This is a genomic window from Kribbella albertanoniae, assembly GCF_004348455.1.
Classification (GTDB): Bacteria; Actinomycetota; Actinomycetes; order Propionibacteriales; family Kribbellaceae; genus Kribbella; species Kribbella albertanoniae.
Map to the genome: position 1 here is coordinate 1 of NZ_SMKA01000064.1, position 24,240 is coordinate 24,240.

Below are 24,240 nucleotides of genomic sequence, written 5' to 3' on the forward strand. Positions count from 1 at the left end.
AAGAGACAGCCGCATCCCCGTCCACCCCGGCCCAGCCGGGCGAGCCTGGCAAGGGTCCGGGACGCGGATTCGGCGGCCCCGGCAAGCTCCAGGGCGGCGCGCTGCACGGAGAGTTCGTCGTGAAGAAGGACGGCGGCGGCTACCAGACCGTGGCCACCCAGCGCGGCGAGGTCACCGCGGTCAGCACGGAGTCCATCACGGTCAAGAGCGAGGACGGCTACAGCCGCACCTACACGCTGACCGAGGAGACCCTGGTGAACGCCGCCCGGGACGGGATCGGCGACGTCAAGACCGGGAACACGGTCTTCGTCTCCGCAGTGGTCGCCGACGGCAAGGCCACCGCGACCAGCCTCAGCGACGGCACGGTCCGGAAGGCTGCCGGGGAGAAATGGGGCTTCCACCGCGGTCCCCGCTGAAGGACTCACAGCTGATTGCCAGGAATCTGCCAGGGTGACCATGGGTAACAGCGGCAGACTGTGGGCATGAGCCCGCATCTGCTGGTGGTCGACGACGAGCCGAACATCGTCGAACTGCTGTCCGCGAGTCTGCGCTTCGCGGGGTACGACGTGTCCACGGCCAGCCATGGCACCGAGGCCCTCCGCAAGGCCCGGGAGGTCCAGCCCGACCTGGTCGTGCTGGACGTGATGATGCCCGGCCTGGACGGGTTCGAGGTGGTCCGGCGGTTGCGGGGTGAGGACAGACATGTGCCGGTGCTGTTCCTCACCGCCCGCGACGCCGTCGAGGACAAGGTCCTCGGCCTGCAGACCGGCGGCGACGACTACGTGACGAAACCGTTCAGCCTCGACGAGCTGGTCGCCCGGGTCCGCGCACTGCTCCGCCGCTCCGGCCACCGCGAGCAGACCGCGACCGAGTCCGCCGTACTGCGGTATGCCGACCTGGAGCTGAACGAGGACAGCTACGAGGTCTTCAAGGCCGGCGAAGCCGTGCAGCTGTCGCTGACCGAATTCAAGCTGCTGCGCTGCCTGCTGGAGAACGCCGAGCGGGTGATGTCGAAGGGCCAGATTCTCTCCGCGGTCTGGAACTACGACTTCGCCGGTGACGCGGGCGTGGTCGAGTCCTACATGTCGTACCTGCGCCGTAAGGTCGACACCGGCGACCAGAAGCTGCTCCACACCGTCCGCGGGGTCGGCTACGTCCTCCGCACCCCCCGAGGCCCGAACTGATGCTCAACCACCGGCGCTTCACCGACAGGTATCCACTCCGCGTCACCATCGTCGTGGTGCTGCTGACCCTGGTAGCGCTCGCCCTCGTCGGCTCCGGTGTAGTGGCTACCACCATCATGCGCGGCTACCTGGTCGATCGGGTCGACCAGCAGCTGGCGGAGACCGCGGACCAGATATCTCACATCTCACCCGACCGGCGGCCCGGACCGCCCGGCGCTGGTGGACCACGACGGCCGGTTCCGAGCCAGTTCGTTCTCAAGATCAGTGACCCCAGCGGCTACAGCGACGGCGCCTTCGGTGCGCAGCTTGTCGACGGCGAGCCACTGCCCGATCTCCCGTCGCTCACCCTCGACCAGGTTCAGGCGCGCAATGGGCGGGTCTTCAACGTCAGCGCAGTATCAGGCGGCGAAACCTGGCGTGTGATCGCCGTACCACTGGAGCGCGGTGGTGGCTCCGTCATGGTCGCTCAGAGCCTGCACGACGTTAGCCGAACCGTGCAGCGGTTGGTCGGCGTGCAGGCGGCGGCCGGGTTCATCCTGCTGGTGTTGCTTGCAGGGGTCGGGACCTACGTTGTACGGCGGAGTCTGCGCGGACTGGAGGATGTCGAGCACACTGCGATCGCGATCGCCGGTGGTGACCTCAGCCGGCGGATTCCCGACCGCGATCCGCGCACCGAGGTAGGCCGGCTGTCCTACGCACTCAATCAGATGCTCGGCCAGATCGAGAATGCCTTCGCCCAGCGGACTGCTTCGGAGTACGCGGCCCGGCAGTCCGAGGATCGGATGCGGCGGTTCGTTGCGGACGCTTCCCACGAGCTGCGCACTCCCCTGACCTCGATCCGCGGATTCGCCGAGCTCAGCAGACAGCGTGGTGTGGCCGAACCGGACGTGATGAAACGGATCGAGGACGAGGCCAAGCGGATGGGCCTGCTCGTCGACGACCTGCTCCTGCTCGCCCGCCTCGACCAGCAGCGGCCACTCCGGATGGAGGCGGTCGACCTGCTCCCCGTCGCCGCCGACGCCTTGCACAACGCCCAGGCCGTTCAGCCCGAACGGAACATCTCGCTGAAGATCCTCCCCGACTCCGAAGCCCCCGTCGTACAAGGCGACGAGGCACGACTCCGCCAGGTCCTCGGCAACCTGATCAGCAACGCGCTCCACCACACCCCGGTCGATGCGCCGATCCTCGTGTCGGTCGGGACGCGCGGGCGCGACGCCGTACTGGAGGTCAGCGACTCAGGTCCTGGTCTGTCCGACGAGCAGAAAGCACGCGTGTTCGAGCGGTTCTACCGAGCAGACTCAGCACGCACCCGTACGACGGGAGGCTCCGGACTCGGACTGTCGATCGTGGCTGCTCTGGTCGCCGCGCACGCCGGCCGGGTGATCGTTAACGACACTCAGCCGCACGGCGCGACGTTCACCGTGCTGCTCCCACTGCCGCGCCAGCCGCAGTGATCTCGGCCGCGATCTCCGTGGCGATCTCGATCGCCCGGGCGGCCAGCGGGGACTGCGACTCCGTGTCCGGCCAGTGCAGGTAGATGCCACGGGTCGGCGCGGGTTGCAGCGGGTGTATCGCCAGCCGCTCGTCGGATGGAACCTCGGACCCGTACACAGCGAGCCAAGGCAGCACCGCCCAGCCGAGCCCGGCTCGCACCATCGACAGGATCGTCGCGTTACCCGGCGAGCGGAACGCGATCTCCGGATGCGCATCGGCCTCGTTCGCCGGCGCCATCCACAACTGGTCACACGACTCATGACAGCCCACCATCGGCCGGCCATCGAGGACCTTCAGCGACGCCGGGCCCTCCGGTAGGTCGCCGGCCCTGGCAACCAGGAAGTAGACGTCGTCGATCAGCCTGGTCTGTACGACGTCGCCGTCCAGCGGCCGGTCGAAGAAGACCAGATCGAGGTTGCCGACCTGTGGATCGTCAGCCGGCATGTCCGACAGTCTGATGTCACAGTCGGGCTGCTCGTCCCGGAGCCGGCGGATGAGCGCGGGCAGGATCACGTGGGACACGCTCTGGAAGGTGCCGATGTCGATCCGGCCGCCGCCGGCCTTGAACCGGCCGACGGCCTCGGACAACGCCTCGGCCTTGGCCAGCAGTTCGCGTCCCTGCTCCAGAACCACGACACCGAGTGGCGTGAGCCGAACGGGCCGCGGACCACCCGGCCGATCGAACACCGCTCCCCCGACCGACCTCTCCAACGCGGCGATCTGCTGGCTGATCGTCGACTGGGTATAGCCGAGGCGGACCGCAGCCCGGCCGAACGTGCCCTCCTCGACGATGGCGACCATCGTCCCCAGATGCCGTAGCTCTACCTCGACCATGGCGGTGAGTATAGCCACAAGCGATCGTCATGATCGGAAACAATCGCTTTTCACGATGTACAAATTTCTCTACCGTCGAAGACATGACGACGCTGAGCGCAGCACCCACCACGACCATCGGCCGGACCCGATCGCGGCTGTCGAGCCTGGTGTGGGCGCTTACGGCGACCCACTTCGTGAGCCGGGCCGGTGGCGTCGCGCGATCGTTCCTGGTGCTCTACCTGACCCAGGAGCGCGGCCTGTCCGCGACGACAGCCGGGGCGGTGCTTGCAGCGGTCGGCGTCGGTGACATCGGATCGCAGTTGCTCGGCGGCTGGTTGAGCGACCGCATCGGCCGTCGCCGGACCATGCTGATCGGATTCCTCGGCACAGCCGTCGCGCTGATCGCCCTGGGCGCGGCCACCACACTGCCCGCGATCGCCTCAGCCGCCCTCGGCGTCGGCCTGATGGCCGAGCTGTACCGCCCGGTCGGATCGGCCGCCCTCGCAGACCTCCCTGCAAACGACCGGATCCGCGCGTTCGGCCTGCTCTTCTGGGCCGCCAACGTCGGCTACACGGTCTCGACCGTCGCTGCCGGTGTCCTGGTCCGCCAGGGGTACGGCGTTCTGTTCTGGATCAATGCCGCGGCTGCCGTCGTAGCGGCGCTGATCGTGTGGCGCTGCATCCCCGAGACCCGACCGGCGACGGCGGAAACGACCCGGCGCGCACTGCTGCCCGTCATCCTCCGCGATCGGGTGATGCTCTCGATGGTGGCGATCCACATCGTCTACTTCACGGTGTTCCTGCAGGTGTTCTCGACCCTGCCGCTCGTGATGACCGGCGACGGTCTCGGTCCCGGAACCTTCTCGATGGTGCTCGCCCTCAACGGCATCGCCATCGTCGTGGTCCAGCCGATCGCCGTCCGGTTACTCGACGGCCGCGACACCGCCTCAGTCCTGGCCGTCTCGATGCTGCTGGCCGGCGTCGGCGGCGGACTCTCCGCCGTCGTCCACGGAAACGTCGCCTACGCAGCCGCGATCATCGTGTGGACGCTCGGCCAGATCGGCGTCTCGGTCCTGTTCGGCGCCACCTTCGCCGGGATCGCACCGGCCGACCTTCGTGGCCGATACATGGGCATCGCCTCCACCACCTGGAGCCTCGGCGCCGTACTCGCACCGCTCCTCGGCACCACCGTCCTCGACCACGCCGGCCGAACCACCCTCTGGATGGCCAGCTCGGCGCTCGGAATCGCACTCTTCATCGCCCAACGCCTGATCGCCCCATCACTGCGCAACCGCACCAACCAACTAGCTGGAGGAAACTGATGTCGACCACCGAGCAGTTCATCAAGGTCAACGACGCGGAGCTGTGTGTGCAGTCGTACGGCGATCCCGCCGAACCGGCCATCCTGCTGCTGCACGGAGCGGGACACTCCCTACTCAACTGGGATGATGAGTTCATCGGCCAACTGGTGGCCGTCGGCCGGTACGTGATCCGCTACGACAGTCGAGACGCCGGCCGCTCAACCAGCTACCCGGTCGGAGCGCCGACGTACGGGCTGAGCGATCTGGCTGCGGACGCCGCCGGAGTGCTCGAGGCGCTCGGCATTCCGGCTGCCCACGTCGTGGGGATGTCGCAGGGAGCTGGCGTGGCTCAGCTGTTGGCCTTGGACCACGCTGACCGAGTGCTCTCGGTGACGCTCGCGTCGGCCACTCCCGGCGGGCCCGGGCATTGGAACACCGACCTGCCCGCGCCGTCGGACGAGATCCAGGAGCTGTTCGCCAACGAGCCGCCTCAGCCCAACTGGACCGACCGGGCGGCGGTCATCGACTACCTGGTCGAGGCCGAGCGTCCCTACTCGGCCCGCTTCGACGACAACGGTATGCGCGAGCTGGCCGGGCGGATCGTCGACCGGACTGTCAACATCGCCGCCCAGCTGAACAACCCGTTCCTCATCAGCGCAGGCGATCCGTGGCGCGAGCGGCTGGCCGGACTGCGCGTCCCGGCGCTGGTGTTCCACGGCACCGACGACCCGATGTTCCCCATCGGCCACGGCCGCGCGCTCGCGGCCGAGATCACCGGCGCCGATTTCCTTCCGCTGGAACAGACCGGCCATGAGGTGTTCCCCCGGCACACCTGGGAGACCGTCGTACCGGCGATCCTCAAGCACACCGAACCAGCGTGACCTGTACGGCGGGTCAGAGGATCGGGAAGGTTCGGTTCGCTGACTCGCCGTGTTCGAGGACCTGGGCGGCGGGGCCGAGGAGTTTGGGGTCCGGGCCCGCGACCAGCTCGTGGTCCTTGTTCGTGTACTCGTAGAGACTCAGGACGTGCCGCATGGCCTCCAGGCGGGCCCGCTTCTTGTCGTTGCTCTTCACAACGGTCCAGGGAGCGTGAGGCGTGTCGGTGTAGTGGAACATCGCCTCCTTCGCCTCGGTGTAGTCGGCCCACTTGTTCAGCGAGGCGAGGTCGGTCGGCGACAGCTTCCATTGCCGGACCGGGTCGATCTGCCGGATCGTGAAGCGGGTCTGCTGCTCGGCCTGCGACACCGAGAACCACAGCTTCACCAGCAGCGTGTCGGACCGGACGAGCATCCGCTCGAACTCGGGCGCCTGCCGCATGAACTCCTCGTACTGCTCATCCGTGCAGTAGCCCATCACCCGCTCGACACAGGCACGGTTGTACCAGGACCGGTCGAACAGGACCATCTCACCGGCCGCGGGCAGATGCTCGACGTACCGCTGGAAGTACCACTGGGTCTGCTCGCGCTCGGTCGGCTTCTCCAGCGCGACGATCCGCGCGCCACGCGGGTTCAGGTGCTCCATGAAGCGCTTGATCGTGCCGCCCTTACCGGCAGCGTCGCGGCCCTCGAACACGATCACCAGCTTCTGCTTCGACCGCTTCACCCAGTACTGCAGTTTGAGCAGCTCGATCTGGAGCAGCCGCTTGTCCCGGTCGTAGACCTCCCGCGACAGCCGCTCGCTGTACGGATATCCCTCGCGCCAGGTGTCCACCGGCGTACCGTCGGCGCGGAGCAGGACAGGATCATCGTCTTCCTCGTCGAGAACACGGAAGCCGAGCTCTTGAACCAGATCAGGGGTGTTCATGGCTCTACATTCTGCTGACCGGATGACCTGCAGGTGAACAGGTCATCTGTCGAGCGCCGGGAGCGGTTCGGCTCGGCCGACGATGAACGCGTAGGTCAGGGCACCGATCACCGCGACCACGCCGGCGACCAGGAACGACGGGAGATAGTTGCCGTCGTACAGGTCGAGCAGGAGACCGAAGACGAACGGGCTGATGATGCCCGCGATGTTCGAGGCGAAGTTCTGGATGCCGCCGATGGACGCGACGTGCCGTGAGCTCGGCGCCACATCACCCGGGAGGGACCAGATTCCCGTTGCCGCGATCGCCAGGCTCGCGTACGAGATCGCCAGGAACAGTAGTGCGACGTACACCGACTTCGCCGGAGCCGCGAAGACGATCGCCGCACCACCGAGCAGGCCGCCCACCATCACCGTCTTCCGCACCCGGGTCACATCGGCGCCCGCGCGGATCCGCCGGTCGGCGACGATGCCGGCGATCCAGCCGCCGGCGATCGCGGTGATACCGGGGAGGGTGCCGAGCGTGCCCAGCTGGGCGAGGTCGAGCTGCCGGGCGTCCTTCAGGTACGACGGGAACCAGGTGAGGAAGAAGTAGATGACGAAGTTCAGGCAGAAGAAGCCGAGCATCATGCCGCGGATCGTCCGGTACCGGAACAGGTCCCGCCAGCGAACCTGAGCCGCAGTCTCGTCATCGGTCTCCTCCAGGCGTGCGCCGTTCGCCACGATGTACTCGCGCTCGAGGTCGTTGGCGCCGGAATGCTCGCGCGGGTCGCGGTAGTACCAGTACCAGACCGCGGCCCACATGATGCCGATCACACCGAGCACGACGAACGAGAAATGCCAGCTCACCAAGGCGATCAGCGCCGTCACGACCGGCAGCGACAACACCGTGCCGACCCGCGATCCCGAGTCGATCACCGCGGTCGCGAACGCCCGCTCATGCCGCGGGAACCAGCGTGAGGCCGCCTTGGTCGCACTCGGGTACGCCGGTGCTTCGCCGGCTCCGAGCGCGAACCGGAACGCGAACAGCGACCAGAACCCACGCGCCAGCGGCGTCAGCGCGGTGACCACGCTCCACCACAACGCGGCGAACGTGAACGCCTTCCGCGACCCGTAGCGATCCGCCATCCACCCTGCGGCGAGCATCGCGCCGTCGTACGCCCAGAAGAACGCGCCGAGGATCAGCCCCTTCTCCGCGTTCGACAGATCGAGGTGAAGGTCCTCCTCGATGAACGGGAGCGCGACACTCAGATTGGCCCGGTCGAGATAGTTGAGTGACAACCCGATGAAGGCGAGACCTAGGATCAAGTAACGCCTGCGCGTCGCGCCCGGTGGCGCCTTCACAGAGGTGGCGGTCACTGCGTGCTCCGTTCTCGTCGCGGATCGTCGCACGTTATCGTGCACGCCGATTTTGTGCGGACAAACGTTTCATCCAGTGGAATGAGGGCATTTCGTGTTCGACGACGACGCTGAAGAGATCCCGCTGATCGGCGGAGACGTCACCGTGGGCCTGGTCCGGGTCGGCAGCACGGTACGGCGGCCGCCCGGCGAGCGCGCCGAGATGGTCCGCGCGCTCCTCCGCCACCTCGAGTCGGTCGGCTTCACCGGCGCTCCGCGCTATCTCGGCCTCGACTCGGCCGGCCGCGAGGTCCTCACCTACATCGAGGGCGAAGTCGCCGGTCGCCCGCGGCCGGCCTGGCTCGCCGACGAGGACCGGATGATCTCGGTCGCCCAGCTCGTCCGCGCCTACAACGACGCCGCCGAATCCTTCGGTATCCCCGACAACATCCCGGCCCCCATCGAGCCGCCGCACCTACCGGACCTGAACGATCCGCCCGAGCTCATCGGCCACCAGGACATCACCCCGGAGAACCTCGTCTTCCGCGACGGCCGCGCCCATGCCCTGATCGACTTCGACATGGCCCGCCCGGTCAGCCGCGTCCGCGAGGTCGTCAACCTGATGCTCTGGTGGGCCCCCTTCGGCGCCGACGAGGACCTCGATCCGCATCTCCGCGGCCTCGACCGCCCGCGCCGCGCCCGCCTGATCGCCGACGCCTACGGCCTCTCCGAGGCGAACCGCCACCGCCTCATGCCCCTGGCCGTAGGCCTCAACGAACGAGCCTGGCACACCATGAAGTACCGAGCCGAAACCCAAGGCGGCGGCTGGGCCCGCATGTGGGACGAGGGCGTCGGCACCGTCATCAACCACCGCCAGCACTGGCTCGACGAAAACGCCGACGCCATCACCACCTCCCTGCTCGCCTAGTAGAAGCGGTTCAGCTTTCCCTGCGAAGAGAGGGTGCGCTCCTAGCGGTTAGACAAGACCTCTTGTGCAAGGTCGATTGCAGATGACATCAGTGTCCCATCGCCCGCGGCTACAGGCTGGCTGCGACCAGCAGCAGCGGTGGTCGCTCGCGATGGATCGCCAGACGGGGACTCGCCCGGACTTGTTCCGGTGAGGGCTGGGGCTCGTCCACGGCATCCAGCTGAAATCCGTGCCGCAGTAACGCGCCCAGTACCGACGAGGCAGTCCGGTGGTATTTCACCACGTCGTCGACGAACCAGGTTCGTTGCCGTGGGCCCTCATCGGCGTAGCTGTCCAGTCCGTCGTCGCGGGCGTGCAGCGGCGCCGTGACCACCGGATGCTCGATCGAGAACACGAACTTCCCACCAGGCGACAGCCAGCGTCTGATCCGGGCGACCAGTCCGTCGAAATCCTCCAGGTAGTGCAGCGCCAGACTGCTCACCACCAGGTCGAACGATTCCGGCAGCACCGACAGTACGGCGATATCCGAGCGCTGGTAGCGAATCCGCGGATGCTGCACCGCGTTCGCCAGCATCGCCGCCGAGGCATCGAGCGCCAGCACCTCGACAGCACCGCCCACTGCCAGCCGCTCGGCCAACCCACCCTCACCGCAGCCCAGATCCAGTACCCGCAGTCCCCCGGCCGGCGGAAGCAACGCCATCAGCGCCGGAATCTCCAGGTCGTCGTTCACCCCGAGCCGCTCCCGCCGCAGTTGCCGATACCCCGCGAGGAACTGAGGATCGTCGTACAGCTCGGTGCCCTTCATCACAACCATCGGGCCAGGTCGTCGACGCCGATCATCGGCAGTTCCCAGCGCAGCGCGAACTGCTCCAGGTCCACGGCATCAGCCATCACGCCGTCGGGTCGCATCACCTCACAGCACACCCCGACCGGCGCCAGCCCAGCAGCCGTGCACAACGCGACCGTCGCCTCGGTATGCCCCTTCCGCTCAGCCAGCAACCCCGGCCGCGCAGCCAGCGGGAACACATGTCCAGGCCGCAAAAAATCACCCGGTACGGCGTCCGCCGCGGCCAGCCGCCGAATCGTCGCTGCACGTTCCACGGCGCTCACCCCGGTCCCGGCCTCCGCCGCGAGATCCACCGGCACGTGCATCGCCGTACCCTGCCTGTCTCCCTCCCCAGGCATCCGCGGAATCTCCAGGCGCTCCAGCACCTCCGCTGCGCAAGGGATCGTCGTGTGCCCACAGACCTGGGTGAGCAGGAAGGTCATCGACTGCGGCCGGAACCGCTCCCCCGCGAAGACGACATCACCCTCGCCTTCCAGCTTCGGATCCCACACGACGACGCCACCGCCGGCGGCAATCTGCGCGACCGCCTTCTGCACGCCGGCCGATCCGCTGAGATAACCGACCCAAGGCAGCTGCGACACCGCCCTGAGCAGTGCGGGTCCCTGGCCGTCGCGAGCCATCCGCGTGAGCAGGTCGCTCTCCAGGTTGACTCTGTCCCCGGCGACCAGAGTGCCGAGGTTCGTCCGCCGCAGGGTGTGCGGAACCAGGACCACCGAGAACCGGTCCTTGAGTACCTCCGCCACCGTCAGGCTGACCCCATTCAGCGCGACCGAGGACTTCGCGACCAGCCGTGCCAGCAGCCGCTCGCCCGGCTTGATCCAGATCCGCCGCCCGGTCGGCTCGTCGTCGACCCGGAGCACTTTGCCGACACCGTCGACGTGCCCCTGGACCAGGTGACCGTCGATCCGGTCACCGATCGCGAGCGGCAGCTCGACATGAACCGAACTGCCGGCCGCGATCCGATCCAACGTCGTACGGCGGCGGGTCTCGTCGGTGACAGCCGCGATCGCCTCTCCAGGTGCGGCCGATTGCATCGTCAGCCGGACGCCGTCGAGGCAGACCGCCCCGCCGACGGCCGGCCGGAGGTCCGGGTCGAGTGTGATCCGGAGAAAGTCTTCGCCGACCTCGGAGACGGTGGCGGTGTGCTCAATGCTGCCTGTGAACATAGGTTGCTACCTCTGGTGAGATTCAACCAGGGACCCGGCCGGGTCCGAGCACGAGCGGAGTATCACCGCGTGGCTCCGGCCTCGGCCGGATTGCTCCGCCGGATCGACGGAGGCGATGGGCCCGGGATCGCTCCTGCCATCACACCTTGGAATCGCACCAGCAGTCAGTAAAGCACAACCCCAGTTCCTCAGCCCGCTACAGCATTACGACACGAAGGGGTTGGTTCCGGCAGTCAGCGCGGGCAGCATGACCGAGGCGAAGCGGGCGTACAGCTGGCGCTGCAGCATCGGGCCGAAGCTGACCCGGGCAACTCCCAACGCGGCGAACTCGCCCACCGGCCGCTCCCCTCCCCCGAACGCGACATTGACCGGGCCATCGATCCGCTCGGTCAACGCCCGGATGACCTCAGCATCACCGGTTCCGATCGGGTAGACGCAGTCTGCGCCGGCCGCTAGATACCGGTTGCCGCGCTCCACCGAGGCCTCGAGCTGAGCCGCGGCCGACCCAGCGTTGCGCAGGAACGAGTCGGTCCGCGCGTTGATCACCAGGTTGCTCTGCGCCGCGGCCCGGACCGCCGCCAGGAAGTCGGCCTGTTCGCCCGCCTCGATCATCGAGCCGGTGCGCGGGTCGGAGTCCTCAAGGTTCAGACCGACCGCACCGGTGTCGAGGAACCGCTTGACCAACTCGGCCGGATCGAGTCCGTAGCCGCGCTCGAAGTCGACCGTGACCGGGATGTCGACCGCCCGGGTGATGTGAGCGACGGCCGCCAGTACGTCAGCGACCGGCATCAGCTCGCCATCGCCGTACCCGTGGATGGTGGCCATTGCGAAGCTGCTGGTCGCGACCGCCGGGAAGCCTGCTTCCTCGACCATCCGCGCGGACGCGGCATCCCAGGCATTGGGAACGATCAACGGCTTACCCGGCACGTGCAGTGCGCGGAGGGTTTCGGCTTTCATGATGTCTTCCCATCGATGGTCGATCCACAGCTGTCACGGATGCAGACCTCGTGAAAGTGCCGATCGCATCGCTACCCAGGCAGAACGGCTGGCAGTCCGGCCGCCACCACATGGTCGGCGCCCGGAAAGTTGGTCGACCTGGCGATCCGATCGCCGACGACAGTCAGTACGACGAGGTGCGTCGCTCGGTAGTGGCCGGAGGCGTCTCGCCGGTAACTCGCGGCCGCCGGTTGCCCGTTGGCCCGGGTCGCGCGCAGTCGCAGCTCGCCCGGACTCTGCAACAGTTGCCGTTCGACGAACGGCAGACAGACCGCGATGCCGCGGAACCAGGTGCGGTGCCCGGTCGCCTCAATGGCGAAGTCGTCGTGCACCAGCTTCTCGATGGCAGCGATGTCGGTCGTTTCGAAGGCGCGGATCCAGCGATCGAGCAGCTCACGTTCGACCTCGGCCGACGCAGGCGGATCGGCCGGGGCGGGTCTGACTTCCTCGAGCCGACTGCGCGCCCGCTGCAGCAGGCTCTTCACTGCCGGGACACTGATCTCGAGCGCCTCGGCAATCTCCTGAACCTTCCACGCCGACACCTCGTGCAGCAGGAGCACCGCGCGCTGGCGAGGCGCGAGGTGCTGCAGTGCCGCCACGAATGCGAGCCGCACCGATTCCTGCTCCAGTACGACGTGGACCGGATCGCTCACCCCGGCCCGAGCCAGTGCCGCGTCAGGCAGTGGCTCGAGCCAGGGGGTCGTCAGTTGTTCGACGTCGTGCGTGTCCGGATCATCGGACGGCGCACCGAGTCCGGACGGGATGACCCGGCGGCTTCCGTGGTTGAGCGCGGTCAGGCTCGCGTTCGTAGCGATGCGGTACAGCCACGTCTTCACCGACGACCGGCCTTCGAACGCAGCAAGGCCTTTGCGGGCCCGGAGATAGACCTCCTGGACGACGTCCTCGGCGTCGTGATGCGAGCCGAGCATCCGGTAGCAGTGCGCGAGCAACCCCCTGCGCAGCGCATCGAATTCTTCGTCGAAGCCCACAAACCCCTCCTCCTACTGGTACCCCTCAGACTCCACCAACCCCCAAAAGGAATCGGTGCATCTCAACCAGTGAGCTTTGAGAGGAAGGATAGGTCCAGGACGGCCGGCTTCAGTTGGTACGGCGGGGGCGTGACGCCGGCCAGGTGTTGCAGGAGGTAATTCCAGCGGCGGCGAACCACGTAGTGCTCGTAACCGATCATGAGGTGTTCGGCCCGCGGGACGATGAGCAGGTCGAAGTCCTTGCCAGCGGCAATCAATCGCTCGGTCAACCGGAGGGTGTGATGCGGGTGCACGTTGTCGTCGAGGCCGCCGTGCATGAGCAGGAGCTTGCCCTCGAGCTGGTCGGCGTAGTCGAGTAGCGAGGCGTCCGCGGTGGCGTACGTGTCACCGAAGGCCTGCAGGTAGTAGCGGTTGTCGAAGTTGCCCGACTCCGCCACGCCCACCTTGAAGAACTCGGGGAACTCACCCATCGCCCGCACGGTCGCGTAGGCACCACCCGACGTACCGAAGATGCCGACCCGATCCAGGTCCATCCAGGGCCGGGTCTCGGCCAGCTGCCGGATCGCGGTGACGTGGTCGTCGATGCCGGCGTTGTAGTTCCCGTACGACGCGTCGTGGAACGCCTTGTCGCGACCCGGCACGCCACGCCCGTCCATCACCACGACCACGAACCCGAGTGCCGCCATCGGATCCGCATCCGCGCCGTACAGACCGGGATCGAAAGTCGGACTGACACGGTTGATCTGTGGTCCCGGGTACGGGTGATCCAGGATCGGGTAGCTGACCGCCGGGTCGAAGTCGTGCGGCTTGTACAGCAGCCCGAACAGCTCGGTGACCCCGTCGGCGGCGAGTACCCGGAACTCCTCCGGCGGCCGCCAGCCGGTCGCCATCAACGCCGTACTGTCGGCCGCCTCCAACTCGACCAGCAGCGCGCCACTCCACGATCGGACCGAGTGCACCGGCGCCAGGCCGACCGTCGACGCGCTGTCCACGAAGTAGCCGCCGTTCGGCGGAACCGCGACCTCGTGATCCAGGTCGTCGTTGGTGATCCGTGCGAACCCGCTGCCGTCCAAGCCGATCCGGCAGACCGTACGACGCAGTGGGCTCCCGGGCACGAGTCCCGCGGCAGTGAAGTAGACGACTCGCTCAGCGAGATCCACGTGCAGGACCTGCCGGACACACCACTCCCCCGAGGTCACCTGTCCCAGCAGCTCGCCACTGTGGACGTCGTACCGATAGAGATGCGGCCAGCCGTCCCGCTGCGAGAACCAGAGCACCTCGTCCCCACACACCCGGGTGATCGCGGGCAGCTCCATGAACTGATTCGGCTCGACCCGAGTCGGCGCGGACTCCGACACCACCACCTGGATCTCACCGGTGGCCGGGTCCAAGCGCTTGAGCTCCAACGTGCGCTGATCCCGTGGCTGGTCAAGGAAGTAAACAACGTCCCCCGACCACCACGCCCACTTCCGCGAGATCGGTGAGAGCAAGGGCAGCACGAACGGCTCACCCTGCGCCCGTACGGCGGCGCCCGTCTCGACATCCAGTACGACGAACTGCGCCAGCGGCACGTGTTCGTCACCCGGGTACGCGTACCGCTGGGTCAGCAACTCCGGCGCACCACCGTCGTCCGGCAACACGTCGATCAGCTGCGCCTCCCGGACCAGCCGACTGTCCAGCTGATGGGTCAGGATCCGGCGCGAGTCCGCCGACCACGCCACCGCCGGCGGGAGATGCGGCAGCCCCAGCTTGCCCAGCAGCATCTTGATCGCGAACGGGCTGGTCCCGTAGTCGTTGTCGGCTGAGCCATCCGTCGTCAACGCCCGCTCGGACCCGTCAGAAACCGTGCGCAGCCACAGATCCGGACCGTTGCGGAACACCTCGTACTTCCCGTCCGGCGACACCACAGCCAGGAAGTCCCCGGTGCCAGGCGGTGTCGGGAGCGACTCGACCTCCGAACGTGTGCCGGCAGCAGGGTCGACCAGGTAGGTGCGGTCGGACCCCGAGCGAGTGACCTGGTAGCTGAAGCGCGCGCCGTCGTCGCTCCACATCGGGCTGATGCGTCCCGCATCAACCAGCTTCGAACGGTTGTGGCGGAGCAGAGCTTCAGCAGCTTGTACGTCGATCATCAGGCGGAACCCTTTCAGTGAGTGAGAACGGAGGTGGCGTCGACCTGGTCGACAGCCGGCTTCTTGTCACGGAGGAGGAGGAAGGCGAGGAGGGCAGAGCCGGCCACCGCGATCGCACTGGCGACGAAGGTGCCGGACATGGCCTCGGCGAACGTGATCTTGGCGAGCTGCGCCAGCTGACCGTCACCCGTGCTCGCGGCGACCCCGAGCGCTTCGCCGATCGACCCGCGGGCCGCCTCGGGGGTCGAGTCCGGCATGGACGAGGTGAAGGTGCCGGCGAGCGCGCTGCCGAGGATCGCGATCCCGAGCGCAGCACCGGCCTGCTGGACGGTGTCGTTCAGCGCCGAGCCGACACCAGCGTGCTCGGCAGGCACCGCACCCATCAACGCTGCGGTCGCGGCAGGCTGTGCCAGACCAGCGCCGATCCCGAAGACACCCAGAGCGAGCGTGACCATCCCGAAGCCGTCGTCGGCGCGCAGGGTCGCCATCACACCGAAACCGGCGGCGAGGACCAGCAGACCGATCACCGTCAGCGGGCGGTTGCCGATCTTCTGGCCGAGCGTGGCGCCGATGCCGTTGACCAGGATCACCGCGACCGCCATCGGGACCAGGGCCAGCCCGGCGCGAGTCGGCGAGTAGCCGAGGACGAACTGCAGGTACTGCGTCAGCGCGAGGATCAGGCCGCCGTTCGCGATCTGCAGCAGCACGAGCGACAGGCTGCCGCCGCTGAAGTTGCGGTCCCGGAAGAGCTGCAGCGGAACCATCGGCACCGGCGTACGAAGCTCCCAGACGACGAAGGCGACCAGGCCGGCTACCGCGAGGATCGCCATCGGCCACGACACGCCACGCTCCGGCAGCTCGATGATCACCCAGACCAGCGACACGAGACCGATCATCGACAGCACCGCGCCGACCGGGTCCGGCTTGCGCCACGGGCCCTTCGACTCCGGCATCCAGATGACCGCGGCCGTGATCGCCACGACAACCACCGGCACGTTGATCAGGAAGACCGAACCCCACCAGAACTTCGCGATCAGTGCACCACCGAGGACCGGGCCGCCGATCAGACCGACCATCAGCACCGAGCTCCAGATCGACATCGCCTTGCGGCGTTCCTCGTCGTCGAAGACGGTGATCAGCACCGACAGCGTGCTGGGCATCACGACCGCTCCCCCGATCCCCATCAGGACCCGCCCGGCGATCAGTAGCTCCGGACTTCCGGCGTACGTCGCCACCAGCGAGGCGACACCGAAGATCGCCAGCCCGATGATCATCACTTTCTTCCGGCCGTAGCGGTCGGAGAGGCTGCCGGCGGTGAGCAACAGGCCGGCGAAGACCAGGATGTAGCTGGCGACGATCCACTGGATCTCCTGGGCGGTCGCCCCCAGGTCCTCGGTCAGGACCGGGATGGCCACGTTCAGCACACCGTTGTCCAGCACCAGCACCAGGGTGCTCAGGCAGAGCACGATCAGAATCAGCCACCGACGCGGATGACGAGCAGTCATCACGCACCTCCTCAGAATGTTTGTTGAACGGTGTGCAAGTTGCTTGAACAGTGTGCAGGACAACTTGAACAGCGGTCAAGTCCTGCACAACGTTCAACTCATCCGGTAGGCTGCCGGTATGGCGAGCGAGGAATACCCATCGGTCTGGACCCGGCCCAAGCGCAACCGGCGGCGCGAGCAGCCCGCGCTCAGCCAGGAGCAGATCGTCGCCGCGGCGATCAAACTGCTCGACGCCAACGGCATCGAGGCGCTCACCATGCGCAAACTCGGCGCCGAGCTGGGCGCGGTCGCCACCGCGGTCTACTGGCACGTCGCGAACAAGGACGAGCTGATCGAGCTCGTCGTCGACCACGTGTACGGCGAGATCGACGTACCGGAGATCTCCTCGCCGGACGAGTGGCGCGCCGCCGTGACCGTCTTCGCGCAGAACTTCCGGAACACGATCCTGCGGCATCCGTGGCTGGGCTCGACGCTGGCCGATGTCGGCGTCACCCTGCTCGGCCCGAACATGCTCGCCTCCTCGGACCGCACGCTCGGCCTCTACCAGGCCGCCGGCTTCGGGCTCCGGGAGGCGAATCACGCCTCGACCACCGTGCTCAGCCACGTCGTCGGCCTGGCCGCGACCGAGGCCGCGACGATCAGCAAGATGAAGCGCAGCGGCCTGTCCGAGCAGGAGTGGATGGCCAAGGTCTGGCCCGCCGCCGAACAAGCCGCCGAGCCCTACCCGCGCCTCAAGGCCTTGTACGCCGAGTACACGAGCAGCTCGGCCGCCGACAACGGCGACGAGGTCTTCGACTACGGCCTGGCCTGCGTCCTCGACGGCCTCGAGGCCCGCCTCCTCAAGGCTTGAGGTTCTGCCAGAAGCGTTCGAGGGGCGCGGTCGAGTCCCGCACGGCAGATCCGAGCGGCTGCATGCGCATCAGGACCGGCCCTCGGGGCGCGGCGACGACTCCACCGGTCATGTGATGCCGCAGGTGGTCGGTGAGGAGCTCCGGTACGCCGGTCTCCAGCAGCAGCTCGAACGTCGTACGGATCTGCATCTCGGCGAACGCTGCGCCCAGGCAGCGGCGGGCTCCGGCGCCGTACGGGAAGAACTCGAACGGGGTCGGCTTCACAGTCGCCCAGCGGCTCGGGTCGAACTCGTGGGGCCGATCGAAGACCTGTGGATCGCGGTGCTCGAGATAGGTGGACAGGAACAGCAGGGCTCCGCGTGGGATCCAGGTGCCTTGGATATCGACGTCGCGCACGACCCGCCGGGGTAGCGACATCGGCACCGTCGGCATCAGGCGCTGCGTCTCCTTGATCACCGAGCCCAGCTCGTCCTGGGCGTGCCCACCGGCGAGGGCGATCAACGACCACGCCATCGTCACCGACGTCGTCAGATAGCCGGAAGCGAGCATGCCGTGCAACTCGCCGATGATCTCGCTCGTCGAGAGCCGACGGCCGTCCTCCTCGGTGGCGTGACACAGGATCGAGAGTGCGTCCGCCCGCGGCTCCTCGTCGCGGTTGGCGTCGATCAGCGCGGACACGTCGCGGTGCACATCTTCGACCAACCGCAACCAACGCCCGTACGGCGTCCGCCGGCCGAACTTGAACAGGAACACCCGCGGATCCATCGTCGTCACGAGCAACTGGGTGACGCGCTCACTCAGCTCGGCGTTCGCGTCGTCGAGGCCGATCAGGCAGGCGAGCATGTTCGCGTTCGTCAGCCGGTCGAGCTCGGCGACCAGATCGAAGGTCTCACCCGTCGGCCGGGCGAACCGGGACCGCTCGAAGTTCCGGATGAAGACCTTCTCGTAGCTGTGCAGGGCCGACCGATGCATGATCGGCATCAGCAGTTTGCGGGATCGGACGTGCCGCGGACCGTTCAGGGTCGCGGTCGCGTCGAACAGCGTCGAGTACGGCTGCCCGGTCGGGAGCGCGAGTGGACCGTCACTCAGATGCTCGAACGTGGTGACGTCGCCGAGCACCTGCTTGGTCACCGCGCTCCCCCGGACGGCGACGATCGAGGCGTTGCCCAGCGTCACACCGACGACCGGGACATCGCCGTACGACGCCAGCCGCGTCCGCGAGTAATCGACCTGGCCCATCCAGAAGCGGAGGTTGTTCAGGTGTGCCGACCCCGACGGACCCGGGATGTCGGCTCGCAGCGTGGCGTCGTACAGGCGGTTCGATCCCATTTTCGCAGTGTTGCGCTGACGGTGGCCCTAGGCAACCAAATGCACTCCGGGCTGGCCATTCGTGCAACAGGTCAGCGTTGCAGGACAGTGCGTTCGACGACGGTCCACGTGGTGGTGGTCAGCAGATACAGCCCGGCGGCGAGCGGCACGAAGGCCACCGTGAGCACCGTGCCGTACGGCAACCAGCGCGCTAGCCGACGGGTCAGCGGCGTGGCGGACTCGTCCAGCTGCCGCAGCGCGAGGCGTGCCGAGAACCACGCCACCACAGCAAGCAGTACGGCGAGCACCAGGAACCCCGGGGTCGCAGCGAACACTGGCCAGTGCAGACCGAGCGGTGCGCCGAGCAACGTGCCGCTGATCAGCTGGTTGGTCTCACCCCCGACCAGCGCGCGGGAGAACAGCGTGTACATCAGCCAGAAGAAGGGCAGCTGCGCGAACATCGGCAGCATGCCGGCGAAGAGCGTCGTACCGTGCTCGGTCTGCAGTTTGGCCAGCTCGCGCTGCAAACGCTCCGGATTGTCGCGATGGCGCTCGGTGAGTTTCTTCATGTGCGGCATCAGTGCCGCACGGGCCTTCAGCCCGCGATGGGCACGCACGCTGAGTGGCAGCAGACAGAGCCGGACCAGCAAGGTGCAGGCCACGATCGCGATGACGGCTGCCCAGGAGCCGGTCAGTGGCTGCAGGACGGAGACGAGAGAAGACAGCAGGTAATAGGCACCGGAAACCGGTGCCTCCAGGAACGAAGGCACAACGAACTCCAAGAGTGAGAAGGATCAGGTAGCGAGAAACTCGCTACTGTCCCGGGGCTCTTGGTCTCGGCCGTCCGGCGGCGTCCGGATCACGGAGCCGGAGGAACGCGGTGCGCTCGGCGCGGTCGCGGACCGAGGCGGCGCGCGCGAGCAGCGGTGCCGGGGTCGGTGCCGCGGAGCGGGCGACCAGCAGCACGGCCAACAGCAAGGCCGCCGCCGTGAACACGGCGGCGGCCAGAGATGCCGTATCGAGGACAGGGATCACCAGCGCAAGCGCACTGGCCATCAACTGTCCCATCCGATCAGTCTAGATAGTCGCGCAGAACCTGCGAGCGCGACGGGTGCCGAAGCTTCGACATCGTCTTGGACTCGATCTGGCGGATCCGCTCGCGGGTGACGCCGTAGACCTTGCCGATCTCGTCCAGCGTCTTCGGCTGGCCGTCGGTCAGACCGAACCGCATCGAGACCACACCGGCCTCGCGCTCGGACAGCGTGTCCAGGACCGCGTGCAGCTGCTCCTGGAGCAGCGTGAACGAGACCGCCTCGGCCGGCACGATCGCCTCGGAGTCCTCGATCAGGTCGCCGAACTCGGAGTCGCCGTCCTCACCGAGCGGAGTGTGCAGGGAGATCGGCTCGCGGCCGTACTTCTGCACCTCGATGACCTTCTCCGGGGTCATGTCGAGCTCCTTGGCGAGCTCCTCCGGAGTGGGCTCGCGGCCCAGGTCCTGCAGCATCTGGCGCTGGACGCGGGCCAGCTTGTTGATGACCTCGACCATGTGCACCGGGATCCGGATGGTGCGGGCCTGGTCGGCCATCGCGCGGGTGATCGCCTGCCGGATCCACCAGGTGGCGTACGTCGAGAACTTGTAGCCCTTGGTGTAGTCGAACTTCTCGACCGCACGGATCAGACCGAGGTTGCCCTCCTGGATCAGGTCCAGGAACAGCATGCCGCGGCCGGTGTAGCGCTTGGCCAGCGACACCACCAGGCGCAGGTTGGCCTCGAGCAGGTGGTTCTTGGCGCGGCGGCCGTCCTCGGAGATCCACTCGTACTCGTCGCGGACCTTCTCCTTGAGCTTGTTCGCCTCGTCGCCGATCTGCTCCTCGGCGAACAGGCCGGCCTCGATCCGCTTCGCGAGCTCGACCTCCTGCTCGGCGTTCAGCAGCGGGACCTTGCCGATCTGCTTCAGGTAGTCCTTGACCGGGTCCGCGGTGGCCCCGGCGACCATCACCTGCTGCTCGGGCTCGTCGGTCTCGTCGGCCTCGGACACGATGAAGCCCTGGTCCTCGGTGATCTCCTTCTCCAGGACCTTCACCGTGTCGGGCTTGAAGTCGGCGTCGTCGACCTCGTCGAGCGCACGCGGCTTACCCGTCTTGGGGTCGATCGCCAGTCCGGCCTCGGATACTGCCTTCTTGGCGGGCGCCTTCTTGGCGGCGGCCTTCTTCGCGGCGGGGATACCGTCCTCCTTGGTGCCGGCGGCCTTGACCGCAGCCTTCTTTGCGGCCGCCGCCTTCTTGGCAGCGGGGTCGGTCACTCGGGCGCTGGTCCTCGGAGCCGCGCTGCGGGCGGTAGCGGCGACCGCTGCCCGGGCTGACTCGGCGGGAACATTCTCGGACGAGCTGGACGACACGAAATACCTCTCGTCTGACGCAGGGTTTTGTACGACGTTCTGTGCTGGTACAGCATGCTTTTAGGTACGGCTGTGTGCGGCGGCTCGCTGGTCAGGCGGCGACAACACTCCATTGTAATCCGCAGACCAAGCCAAGGCGTTCCGCGACCCCCCGAAGACGGCCTCAGGCCTCCACCGGAGCGCACCAACGCGGCCGGTGGAGGCCTGCTACCTGCACACTGTGTTCCGGCGTGCTAACCGTTCCTCGTCTGCCGCAACGGACGGGCGACCACCCGCTGCCGGCCGACCTGCTGCTCCTGCTTGAACTGCCGCACCTTCACCAGAGAAGCGACATCGATCACGTCCGCGACCGACTTGAACGCGCCGTCCTCGCCGTACGGCTCGGAGGCCTCGCGCCAGCCGCGCGGCCGGACCTTCAGCTGCTTGCCGAGCAGCGCGACGAAGATCTTCGCCTTCTGCGCGCCGAACCCCGGCAGCGCCGACAGCCTGGCCAGCAGGTCGTCCCCGGACTTCACGTCGGACCACAGGCCCGACGCGTTACCGCCGTACTCCTCGTCGAGATGTTTGGCCAGGGTCTGGATCCGGGCCGCCATCGCGGTCGGGAACCGGTGCACCGCCGGCGGACCGGCGACGATCTCGACGAACGCGTCGGGATCGTAGTGTGCGACCGTGGTCGGGTCGAACGGGCCGGCCATCCGCTTGGCGATCGCGACCGGGCCCGCGAACGCGCGCTCCATCGGGATCTGCTGGTCGAGCAGCATGCCCACCAGCAGTGCGAACGGGTCCCTGCTCAGCATCTCGTCGGCGTCGGGCTGCTGTGCGAGGCACAGCTTCTTGCTGCGTGTCGAAGTCACCCCTACTCCTCCCCTTCCTCGGCCTTGACGGCCAGCACCGGACACGGAGCATCGAGCAGCACCCGCTGGGCGTTGCTGCCGAGGATGAGCTTGCCGACCGGTGACCGGCGCCTCAGGCCGATCACGATGAACTCCGCATGTACCTGCTCGGCGACGGCCACCAGGTCCTCCGCCGGATCGAGTCCACGCACGAGCTGCCGCACCTCGTAGGGCACGCCGGTCGAGTCGAGCTGCTCCCGAACCTCCGTCAAAGCGGCATCACTCGCCGCGGCCTCGTCGCTGTCGAAGGTGCGACCACCGCGGTGCGAGTTCACCACCACCAGTTTGGCGTCGCGCAGCGTCGCCTCTTCGGCCGCTCGCCTGAGGGCGGCACGGCCCTCGGCCTTCGGCACATATCCCACGACGATGGTCGTCATCGCCCTGCCTCACCTCCGGGTGTCAATGTCGACCCGTTCCGAACGATACTGCTCCCGGCCTGAGTCGGCATCCGCTGCCATAACACCACCTGGTGTCGCACTTGCCAGCTGGCGTGTCGCGGTCGGCCGATCGTCGAGCGGGTAGTACTCCGGTACCGGTGCAGCCGTCGCGACGACCGCTACGCCGGTGCCCGAGTACTACCCGCGGCGGGACGCTCTAACCTTCCGGTTGCCACACCTTTGCAGGGCTGTCACCCAACGCGCCACCCCTGTAGGCCGGGTCGTTATCGAACTCGTCCACCCAGTTGCCCTGGGCAAGATCGCCGGTTCCGCCCGGCTGACCGTGGTTCCGCGCTCCCCCGAGCGTGTTGTCCACCGTTGTCTAGCTCGCTAATCCGGTTCAGTCGATCGGCCATTCGTGGACCGGCGTGTTTTCGTGCATGTGGTCGCGATAGCGGCGCAACATCCCGCGCAACGCGTCCTTCCGGCCGTGCGATCCCTTTGTATACAGTCGATGAAACTCGTCGACCTGCCACGACGCGCCGTTCCGGTTGGTCAGGCAGCGCTGTTCGATGATGCCCAGCAGGCGATCCCGTACGGCGGTGTCGACGCCCCACGCATCGAGTCCCTTGGACGCGAGTGGGAGCAGGCGCCGCAACACCAGCTCGGTGGCCCGCGCCGTACCGACTCCCGGCCAGAAGACCTCGGCGTCGATCCCGCTCTTCGCTGCCTCGTGAAAGTTTTCTTCAGCGGCACTGAACGACATCTGCGACCAGATCGGCCGTTCGTCGTCGGCCAGTGCGCGCACCAGGCCGAAATAGAAAGCCCCGTTGGCGATTGTGTCGACCACGGTCGGGCCGGCCGGCAACACGCGATTCTCTACTCGCAAATGCGGCTTCTCCCGAACAACGTCGTACACCGGGCGGTTCCAGCGATAGATCGTCCCGTTGTGCAGGCGAAGTTCCGAAAGGGCCGGTGTGTCACCACGATCGAGAACGGCGATCGGATCCTCGTCGGACGTCACCGGAAGCAGCGCCGGGTAGTAGCGCGAGTTCTCCTCGAACAGGTCGAAGATCGAGGTGATCCATCGTTCACCGAACCAGACCCGTGGTCGCACGCCTTGGGTCTTCAACTCGTGGGTGCGGGTGTCGGCGGCCTGCTCGAACAACGCGATGCGGGTCTCGCGCAACAACTCCTTGCCGAACAGGAACGGCGAGTTCGCACCGATCGCGAGCTGTACGCCGGAGATCGCCTGCGCGGCGTTCCAGTAGCGGGGGAAGGCCTCCGGAGTCACCTGCAGATGGAACTGTGTCGACGTACAGGCAGCCTCCGGCACGATGCTGTCCGCGGTCACCTGCAGTCGCTCGATCCCGTCGATGGAGATCTGCACGTCCTCGCCGCGGGCGGCGAAGATCTGATCGTTGAGCAACGCGTACCGCGGGTTCGTGCTGAGTGCCTCGCGATGGATGTGCTCGGTCAGCAGGGTCGGCAGGATGCCGACCACCACCATCGACGACCCGGTCCGGGACGCCTTCTCCTCGGCCGCGTTCAGACTGTCGCGGATGTTGGACTCCATCGTGTCCAGCCCGATCCCGTCGATCTGCCCGGGCGGCACGTTGATCTCGATGTTGAACTGGCCGAGCTCGGTCTGGAACGCGTCGTCCTCGATCGCGCTCAGCACCTCGGAGTTCTTGAACGCCGGGTCGCAGTGCTCGTCGACCAGGTTCAGCTCGATCTCGATCCCGGTCATCGGCCGGTCCGGCGCGAACCGGTCCTCGCGCAGCATCCGCGCGAAGGCGTCCAGGTTGCGATGCACCTGGTCCCGGAACGCGGTCCGGTCCGCCCGGGTGAACTCGACCCGGTCGACTTCCTCACCCATTGCGCCTCCCCGGCTTGGCCTCTCGCCTCAGTGTGCCTGAA

General features: G+C 67.4%; 23 protein-coding genes. 7 read left to right on the forward strand and 16 right to left on the reverse strand.

Annotated features, from left to right (window positions below; genetic code table 11):
* From E1261_RS16370 to E1261_RS16380, 3 genes are all read left to right on the forward strand, one after another.
* A partial coding sequence (locus tag E1261_RS16370; protein WP_132407533.1) for a hypothetical protein occupies positions 1–416 on the forward strand: 416 nt, incomplete at its 5' end.
* A gap of 66 nt (positions 417–482) precedes the next feature.
* Positions 483–1,184: a response regulator transcription factor gene (locus E1261_RS16375; RefSeq protein WP_132407535.1), complete on the forward strand. Its 702-nt coding sequence runs from the start codon at positions 483–485 to the stop codon at positions 1,182–1,184.
* Positions 1,184–2,638 (forward strand): sensor histidine kinase, encoded by a 1,455-nt coding sequence (locus E1261_RS16380; RefSeq protein WP_132407537.1) that lies wholly within the window; start codon positions 1,184–1,186, stop codon positions 2,636–2,638. Before E1261_RS16375 ends, E1261_RS16380 begins: the two co-directional genes overlap by 1 nt.
* Here the strand turns inward: E1261_RS16380 and E1261_RS16385 are convergent.
* Positions 2,601–3,512 (reverse strand): LysR family transcriptional regulator, encoded by a 912-nt coding sequence (locus E1261_RS16385; RefSeq protein WP_132407539.1) that lies wholly within the window; start codon positions 3,510–3,512, stop codon positions 2,601–2,603. The genes E1261_RS16380 and E1261_RS16385 overlap by 38 nt on opposite strands.
* Before the next feature lie 83 nt (positions 3,513–3,595).
* Here E1261_RS16385 and E1261_RS16390 point away from each other — a divergent pair, with 83 nt between their 5' ends.
* Complete coding sequence (locus tag E1261_RS16390; protein ID WP_132407541.1) at positions 3,596–4,816, forward strand: MFS transporter; 1,221 nt, start codon at positions 3,596–3,598, stop codon at positions 4,814–4,816.
* A complete protein-coding gene (locus tag E1261_RS16395; RefSeq protein WP_132407543.1) occupies positions 4,816–5,676 on the forward strand; it encodes an alpha/beta fold hydrolase in 861 nt (286 codons plus the stop codon). The genes E1261_RS16390 and E1261_RS16395 overlap by 1 nt, the downstream gene beginning before the upstream one ends.
* Positions 5,677–5,689: 13 nt before the next feature.
* On the opposite strand, the gene ppk2 is transcribed toward E1261_RS16395, so the two are convergent.
* Both ppk2 and E1261_RS16405 read right to left on the reverse strand, forming a co-directional pair.
* On the reverse strand, positions 5,690–6,598 hold the full coding sequence (gene ppk2 / locus E1261_RS16400) for a polyphosphate kinase 2 (RefSeq protein WP_132407545.1): 909 nt from the start codon (positions 6,596–6,598) through the stop codon (positions 5,690–5,692).
* A 42-nt stretch (positions 6,599–6,640) separates the two neighbouring features.
* A complete protein-coding gene (locus E1261_RS16405) occupies positions 6,641–7,954 on the reverse strand; it encodes an MFS transporter (RefSeq protein WP_202874753.1) in 1,314 nt (437 codons plus the stop codon).
* A 94-nt stretch (positions 7,955–8,048) separates the two neighbouring features.
* On the opposite strand from E1261_RS16405, the gene E1261_RS16410 reads away from it, so the two are divergent.
* Positions 8,049–8,861 (forward strand): phosphotransferase, encoded by an 813-nt coding sequence (locus E1261_RS16410; RefSeq protein WP_202874756.1) that lies wholly within the window; start codon positions 8,049–8,051, stop codon positions 8,859–8,861.
* Positions 8,862–8,970: 109 nt separating this feature from the next.
* Here E1261_RS16410 and E1261_RS16415 read toward each other — a convergent pair whose 3' ends face one another.
* The 6 genes from E1261_RS16415 to E1261_RS16440 all read right to left on the reverse strand — a co-directional run bounded on the left by E1261_RS16415 (position 8,971) and on the right by E1261_RS16440 (position 16,493).
* Positions 8,971–9,675 (reverse strand): class I SAM-dependent methyltransferase, encoded by a 705-nt coding sequence (locus tag E1261_RS16415; RefSeq protein WP_132407547.1) that lies wholly within the window; start codon positions 9,673–9,675, stop codon positions 8,971–8,973.
* Positions 9,666–10,874 (reverse strand): riboflavin synthase, encoded by a 1,209-nt coding sequence (locus E1261_RS16420; protein ID WP_132407549.1) that lies wholly within the window; start codon positions 10,872–10,874, stop codon positions 9,666–9,668. Before E1261_RS16420 ends, E1261_RS16415 begins: the two co-directional genes overlap by 10 nt.
* 204 nt (positions 10,875–11,078) lie before the next feature.
* The gene (locus E1261_RS16425; RefSeq protein WP_132407551.1) at positions 11,079–11,831 is read right to left on the reverse strand and encodes an isocitrate lyase/PEP mutase family protein; all 753 of its coding nucleotides are present in this window, start codon (positions 11,829–11,831) and stop codon (positions 11,079–11,081) included.
* A gap of 71 nt (positions 11,832–11,902) precedes the next feature.
* The gene (locus E1261_RS16430) at positions 11,903–12,859 is read right to left on the reverse strand and encodes an RNA polymerase subunit sigma-70 (RefSeq protein ID WP_132407553.1); all 957 of its coding nucleotides are present in this window, start codon (positions 12,857–12,859) and stop codon (positions 11,903–11,905) included.
* 62 nt (positions 12,860–12,921) lie between these two features.
* Entirely contained in the window at positions 12,922–14,988 is a 2,067-nt protein-coding gene (locus E1261_RS16435) for a S9 family peptidase (protein WP_132407555.1), read from the reverse strand.
* A gap of 14 nt (positions 14,989–15,002) precedes the next feature.
* The gene (locus E1261_RS16440; RefSeq protein WP_132407557.1) at positions 15,003–16,493 is read right to left on the reverse strand and encodes an MFS transporter; all 1,491 of its coding nucleotides are present in this window, start codon (positions 16,491–16,493) and stop codon (positions 15,003–15,005) included.
* A gap of 118 nt (positions 16,494–16,611) precedes the next feature.
* On the opposite strand from E1261_RS16440, the gene E1261_RS16445 reads away from it, so the two are divergent.
* Positions 16,612–17,343 (forward strand): TetR/AcrR family transcriptional regulator, encoded by a 732-nt coding sequence (locus tag E1261_RS16445; RefSeq protein ID WP_132407559.1) that lies wholly within the window; start codon positions 16,612–16,614, stop codon positions 17,341–17,343.
* Here the strand turns inward: E1261_RS16445 and E1261_RS16450 are convergent.
* From E1261_RS16450 to E1261_RS16480, 7 genes are all read right to left on the reverse strand, one after another.
* Positions 17,333–18,673, reverse strand: coding sequence for a cytochrome P450 (locus tag E1261_RS16450; protein ID WP_132407561.1), 1,341 nt, complete (start codon positions 18,671–18,673; stop codon positions 17,333–17,335). The genes E1261_RS16445 and E1261_RS16450 overlap by 11 nt on opposite strands.
* Positions 18,674–18,744: 71 nt before the next feature.
* A complete protein-coding gene (gene yidC, locus E1261_RS16455; protein ID WP_132407563.1) occupies positions 18,745–19,422 on the reverse strand; it encodes a membrane protein insertase YidC in 678 nt (225 codons plus the stop codon).
* 43 nt (positions 19,423–19,465) lie between these two features.
* Positions 19,466–19,720: a DUF6412 domain-containing protein gene (locus E1261_RS16460; RefSeq protein ID WP_132407565.1), complete on the reverse strand. Its 255-nt coding sequence runs from the start codon at positions 19,718–19,720 to the stop codon at positions 19,466–19,468.
* 4 nt (positions 19,721–19,724) lie between these two features.
* The gene (locus E1261_RS16465) at positions 19,725–21,050 is read right to left on the reverse strand and encodes an RNA polymerase sigma factor (protein WP_132407567.1); all 1,326 of its coding nucleotides are present in this window, start codon (positions 21,048–21,050) and stop codon (positions 19,725–19,727) included.
* A gap of 233 nt (positions 21,051–21,283) precedes the next feature.
* Positions 21,284–21,904, reverse strand: a complete 621-nt coding sequence (locus tag E1261_RS16470) for an HhH-GPD-type base excision DNA repair protein (RefSeq protein WP_132407569.1) — start codon at positions 21,902–21,904, stop codon at positions 21,284–21,286.
* A 2-nt stretch (positions 21,905–21,906) separates the two neighbouring features.
* The gene (locus E1261_RS16475) at positions 21,907–22,320 is read right to left on the reverse strand and encodes a universal stress protein (RefSeq protein ID WP_132407571.1); all 414 of its coding nucleotides are present in this window, start codon (positions 22,318–22,320) and stop codon (positions 21,907–21,909) included.
* Between the two features lie 400 nt (positions 22,321–22,720).
* Positions 22,721–24,199 carry a glutamate-cysteine ligase family protein gene (locus E1261_RS16480; RefSeq protein ID WP_132407573.1) on the reverse strand — a complete coding sequence of 493 codons (1,479 nt, stop codon included), beginning with the start codon at positions 24,197–24,199 and terminating at the stop codon, positions 22,721–22,723.
* Positions 24,200–24,240 lie beyond the last annotated feature (41 nt).

Excerpts from the sequence above, each read along its gene's own strand:
- E1261_RS16435 (WP_132407555.1), bottom strand. The coding sequence starts at position 14,988 with ATGATCGACGTACAAGCTGCTGAAGCTCTGCTCCGCCACAACCGTTCG.
- E1261_RS16450 (WP_132407561.1), bottom strand. The coding sequence starts at position 18,673 with ATGGGATCGAACCGCCTGTACGACGCCACGCTGCGAGCCGACATCCCG.
- E1261_RS16425 (WP_132407551.1), bottom strand. The coding sequence starts at position 11,831 with ATGAAAGCCGAAACCCTCCGCGCACTGCACGTGCCGGGTAAGCCGTTG.
- E1261_RS16415 (WP_132407547.1), bottom strand. The coding sequence starts at position 9,675 with ATGGTTGTGATGAAGGGCACCGAGCTGTACGACGATCCTCAGTTCCTC.
- E1261_RS16380 (WP_132407537.1), top strand. The coding sequence starts at position 1,184 with ATGCTCAACCACCGGCGCTTCACCGACAGGTATCCACTCCGCGTCACC.
- E1261_RS16395 (WP_132407543.1), top strand. The coding sequence starts at position 4,816 with ATGTCGACCACCGAGCAGTTCATCAAGGTCAACGACGCGGAGCTGTGT.
- E1261_RS16375 (WP_132407535.1), top strand. The coding sequence starts at position 483 with ATGAGCCCGCATCTGCTGGTGGTCGACGACGAGCCGAACATCGTCGAA.
- E1261_RS16445 (WP_132407559.1), top strand. The coding sequence starts at position 16,612 with ATGGCGAGCGAGGAATACCCATCGGTCTGGACCCGGCCCAAGCGCAAC.
- E1261_RS16420 (WP_132407549.1), bottom strand. The coding sequence starts at position 10,874 with ATGTTCACAGGCAGCATTGAGCACACCGCCACCGTCTCCGAGGTCGGC.
- E1261_RS16385 (WP_132407539.1), bottom strand. The coding sequence starts at position 3,512 with ATGGTCGAGGTAGAGCTACGGCATCTGGGGACGATGGTCGCCATCGTC.
- ppk2 (WP_132407545.1), bottom strand. The coding sequence starts at position 6,598 with ATGAACACCCCTGATCTGGTTCAAGAGCTCGGCTTCCGTGTTCTCGAC.
- E1261_RS16460 (WP_132407565.1), bottom strand. The coding sequence starts at position 19,720 with ATGGGACAGTTGATGGCCAGTGCGCTTGCGCTGGTGATCCCTGTCCTC.
- E1261_RS16390 (WP_132407541.1), top strand. The coding sequence starts at position 3,596 with ATGACGACGCTGAGCGCAGCACCCACCACGACCATCGGCCGGACCCGA.
- E1261_RS16475 (WP_132407571.1), bottom strand. The coding sequence starts at position 22,320 with ATGACGACCATCGTCGTGGGATATGTGCCGAAGGCCGAGGGCCGTGCC.
- E1261_RS16440 (WP_132407557.1), bottom strand. The coding sequence starts at position 16,493 with ATGACTGCTCGTCATCCGCGTCGGTGGCTGATTCTGATCGTGCTCTGC.
- E1261_RS16480 (WP_132407573.1), bottom strand. The coding sequence starts at position 24,199 with ATGGGTGAGGAAGTCGACCGGGTCGAGTTCACCCGGGCGGACCGGACC.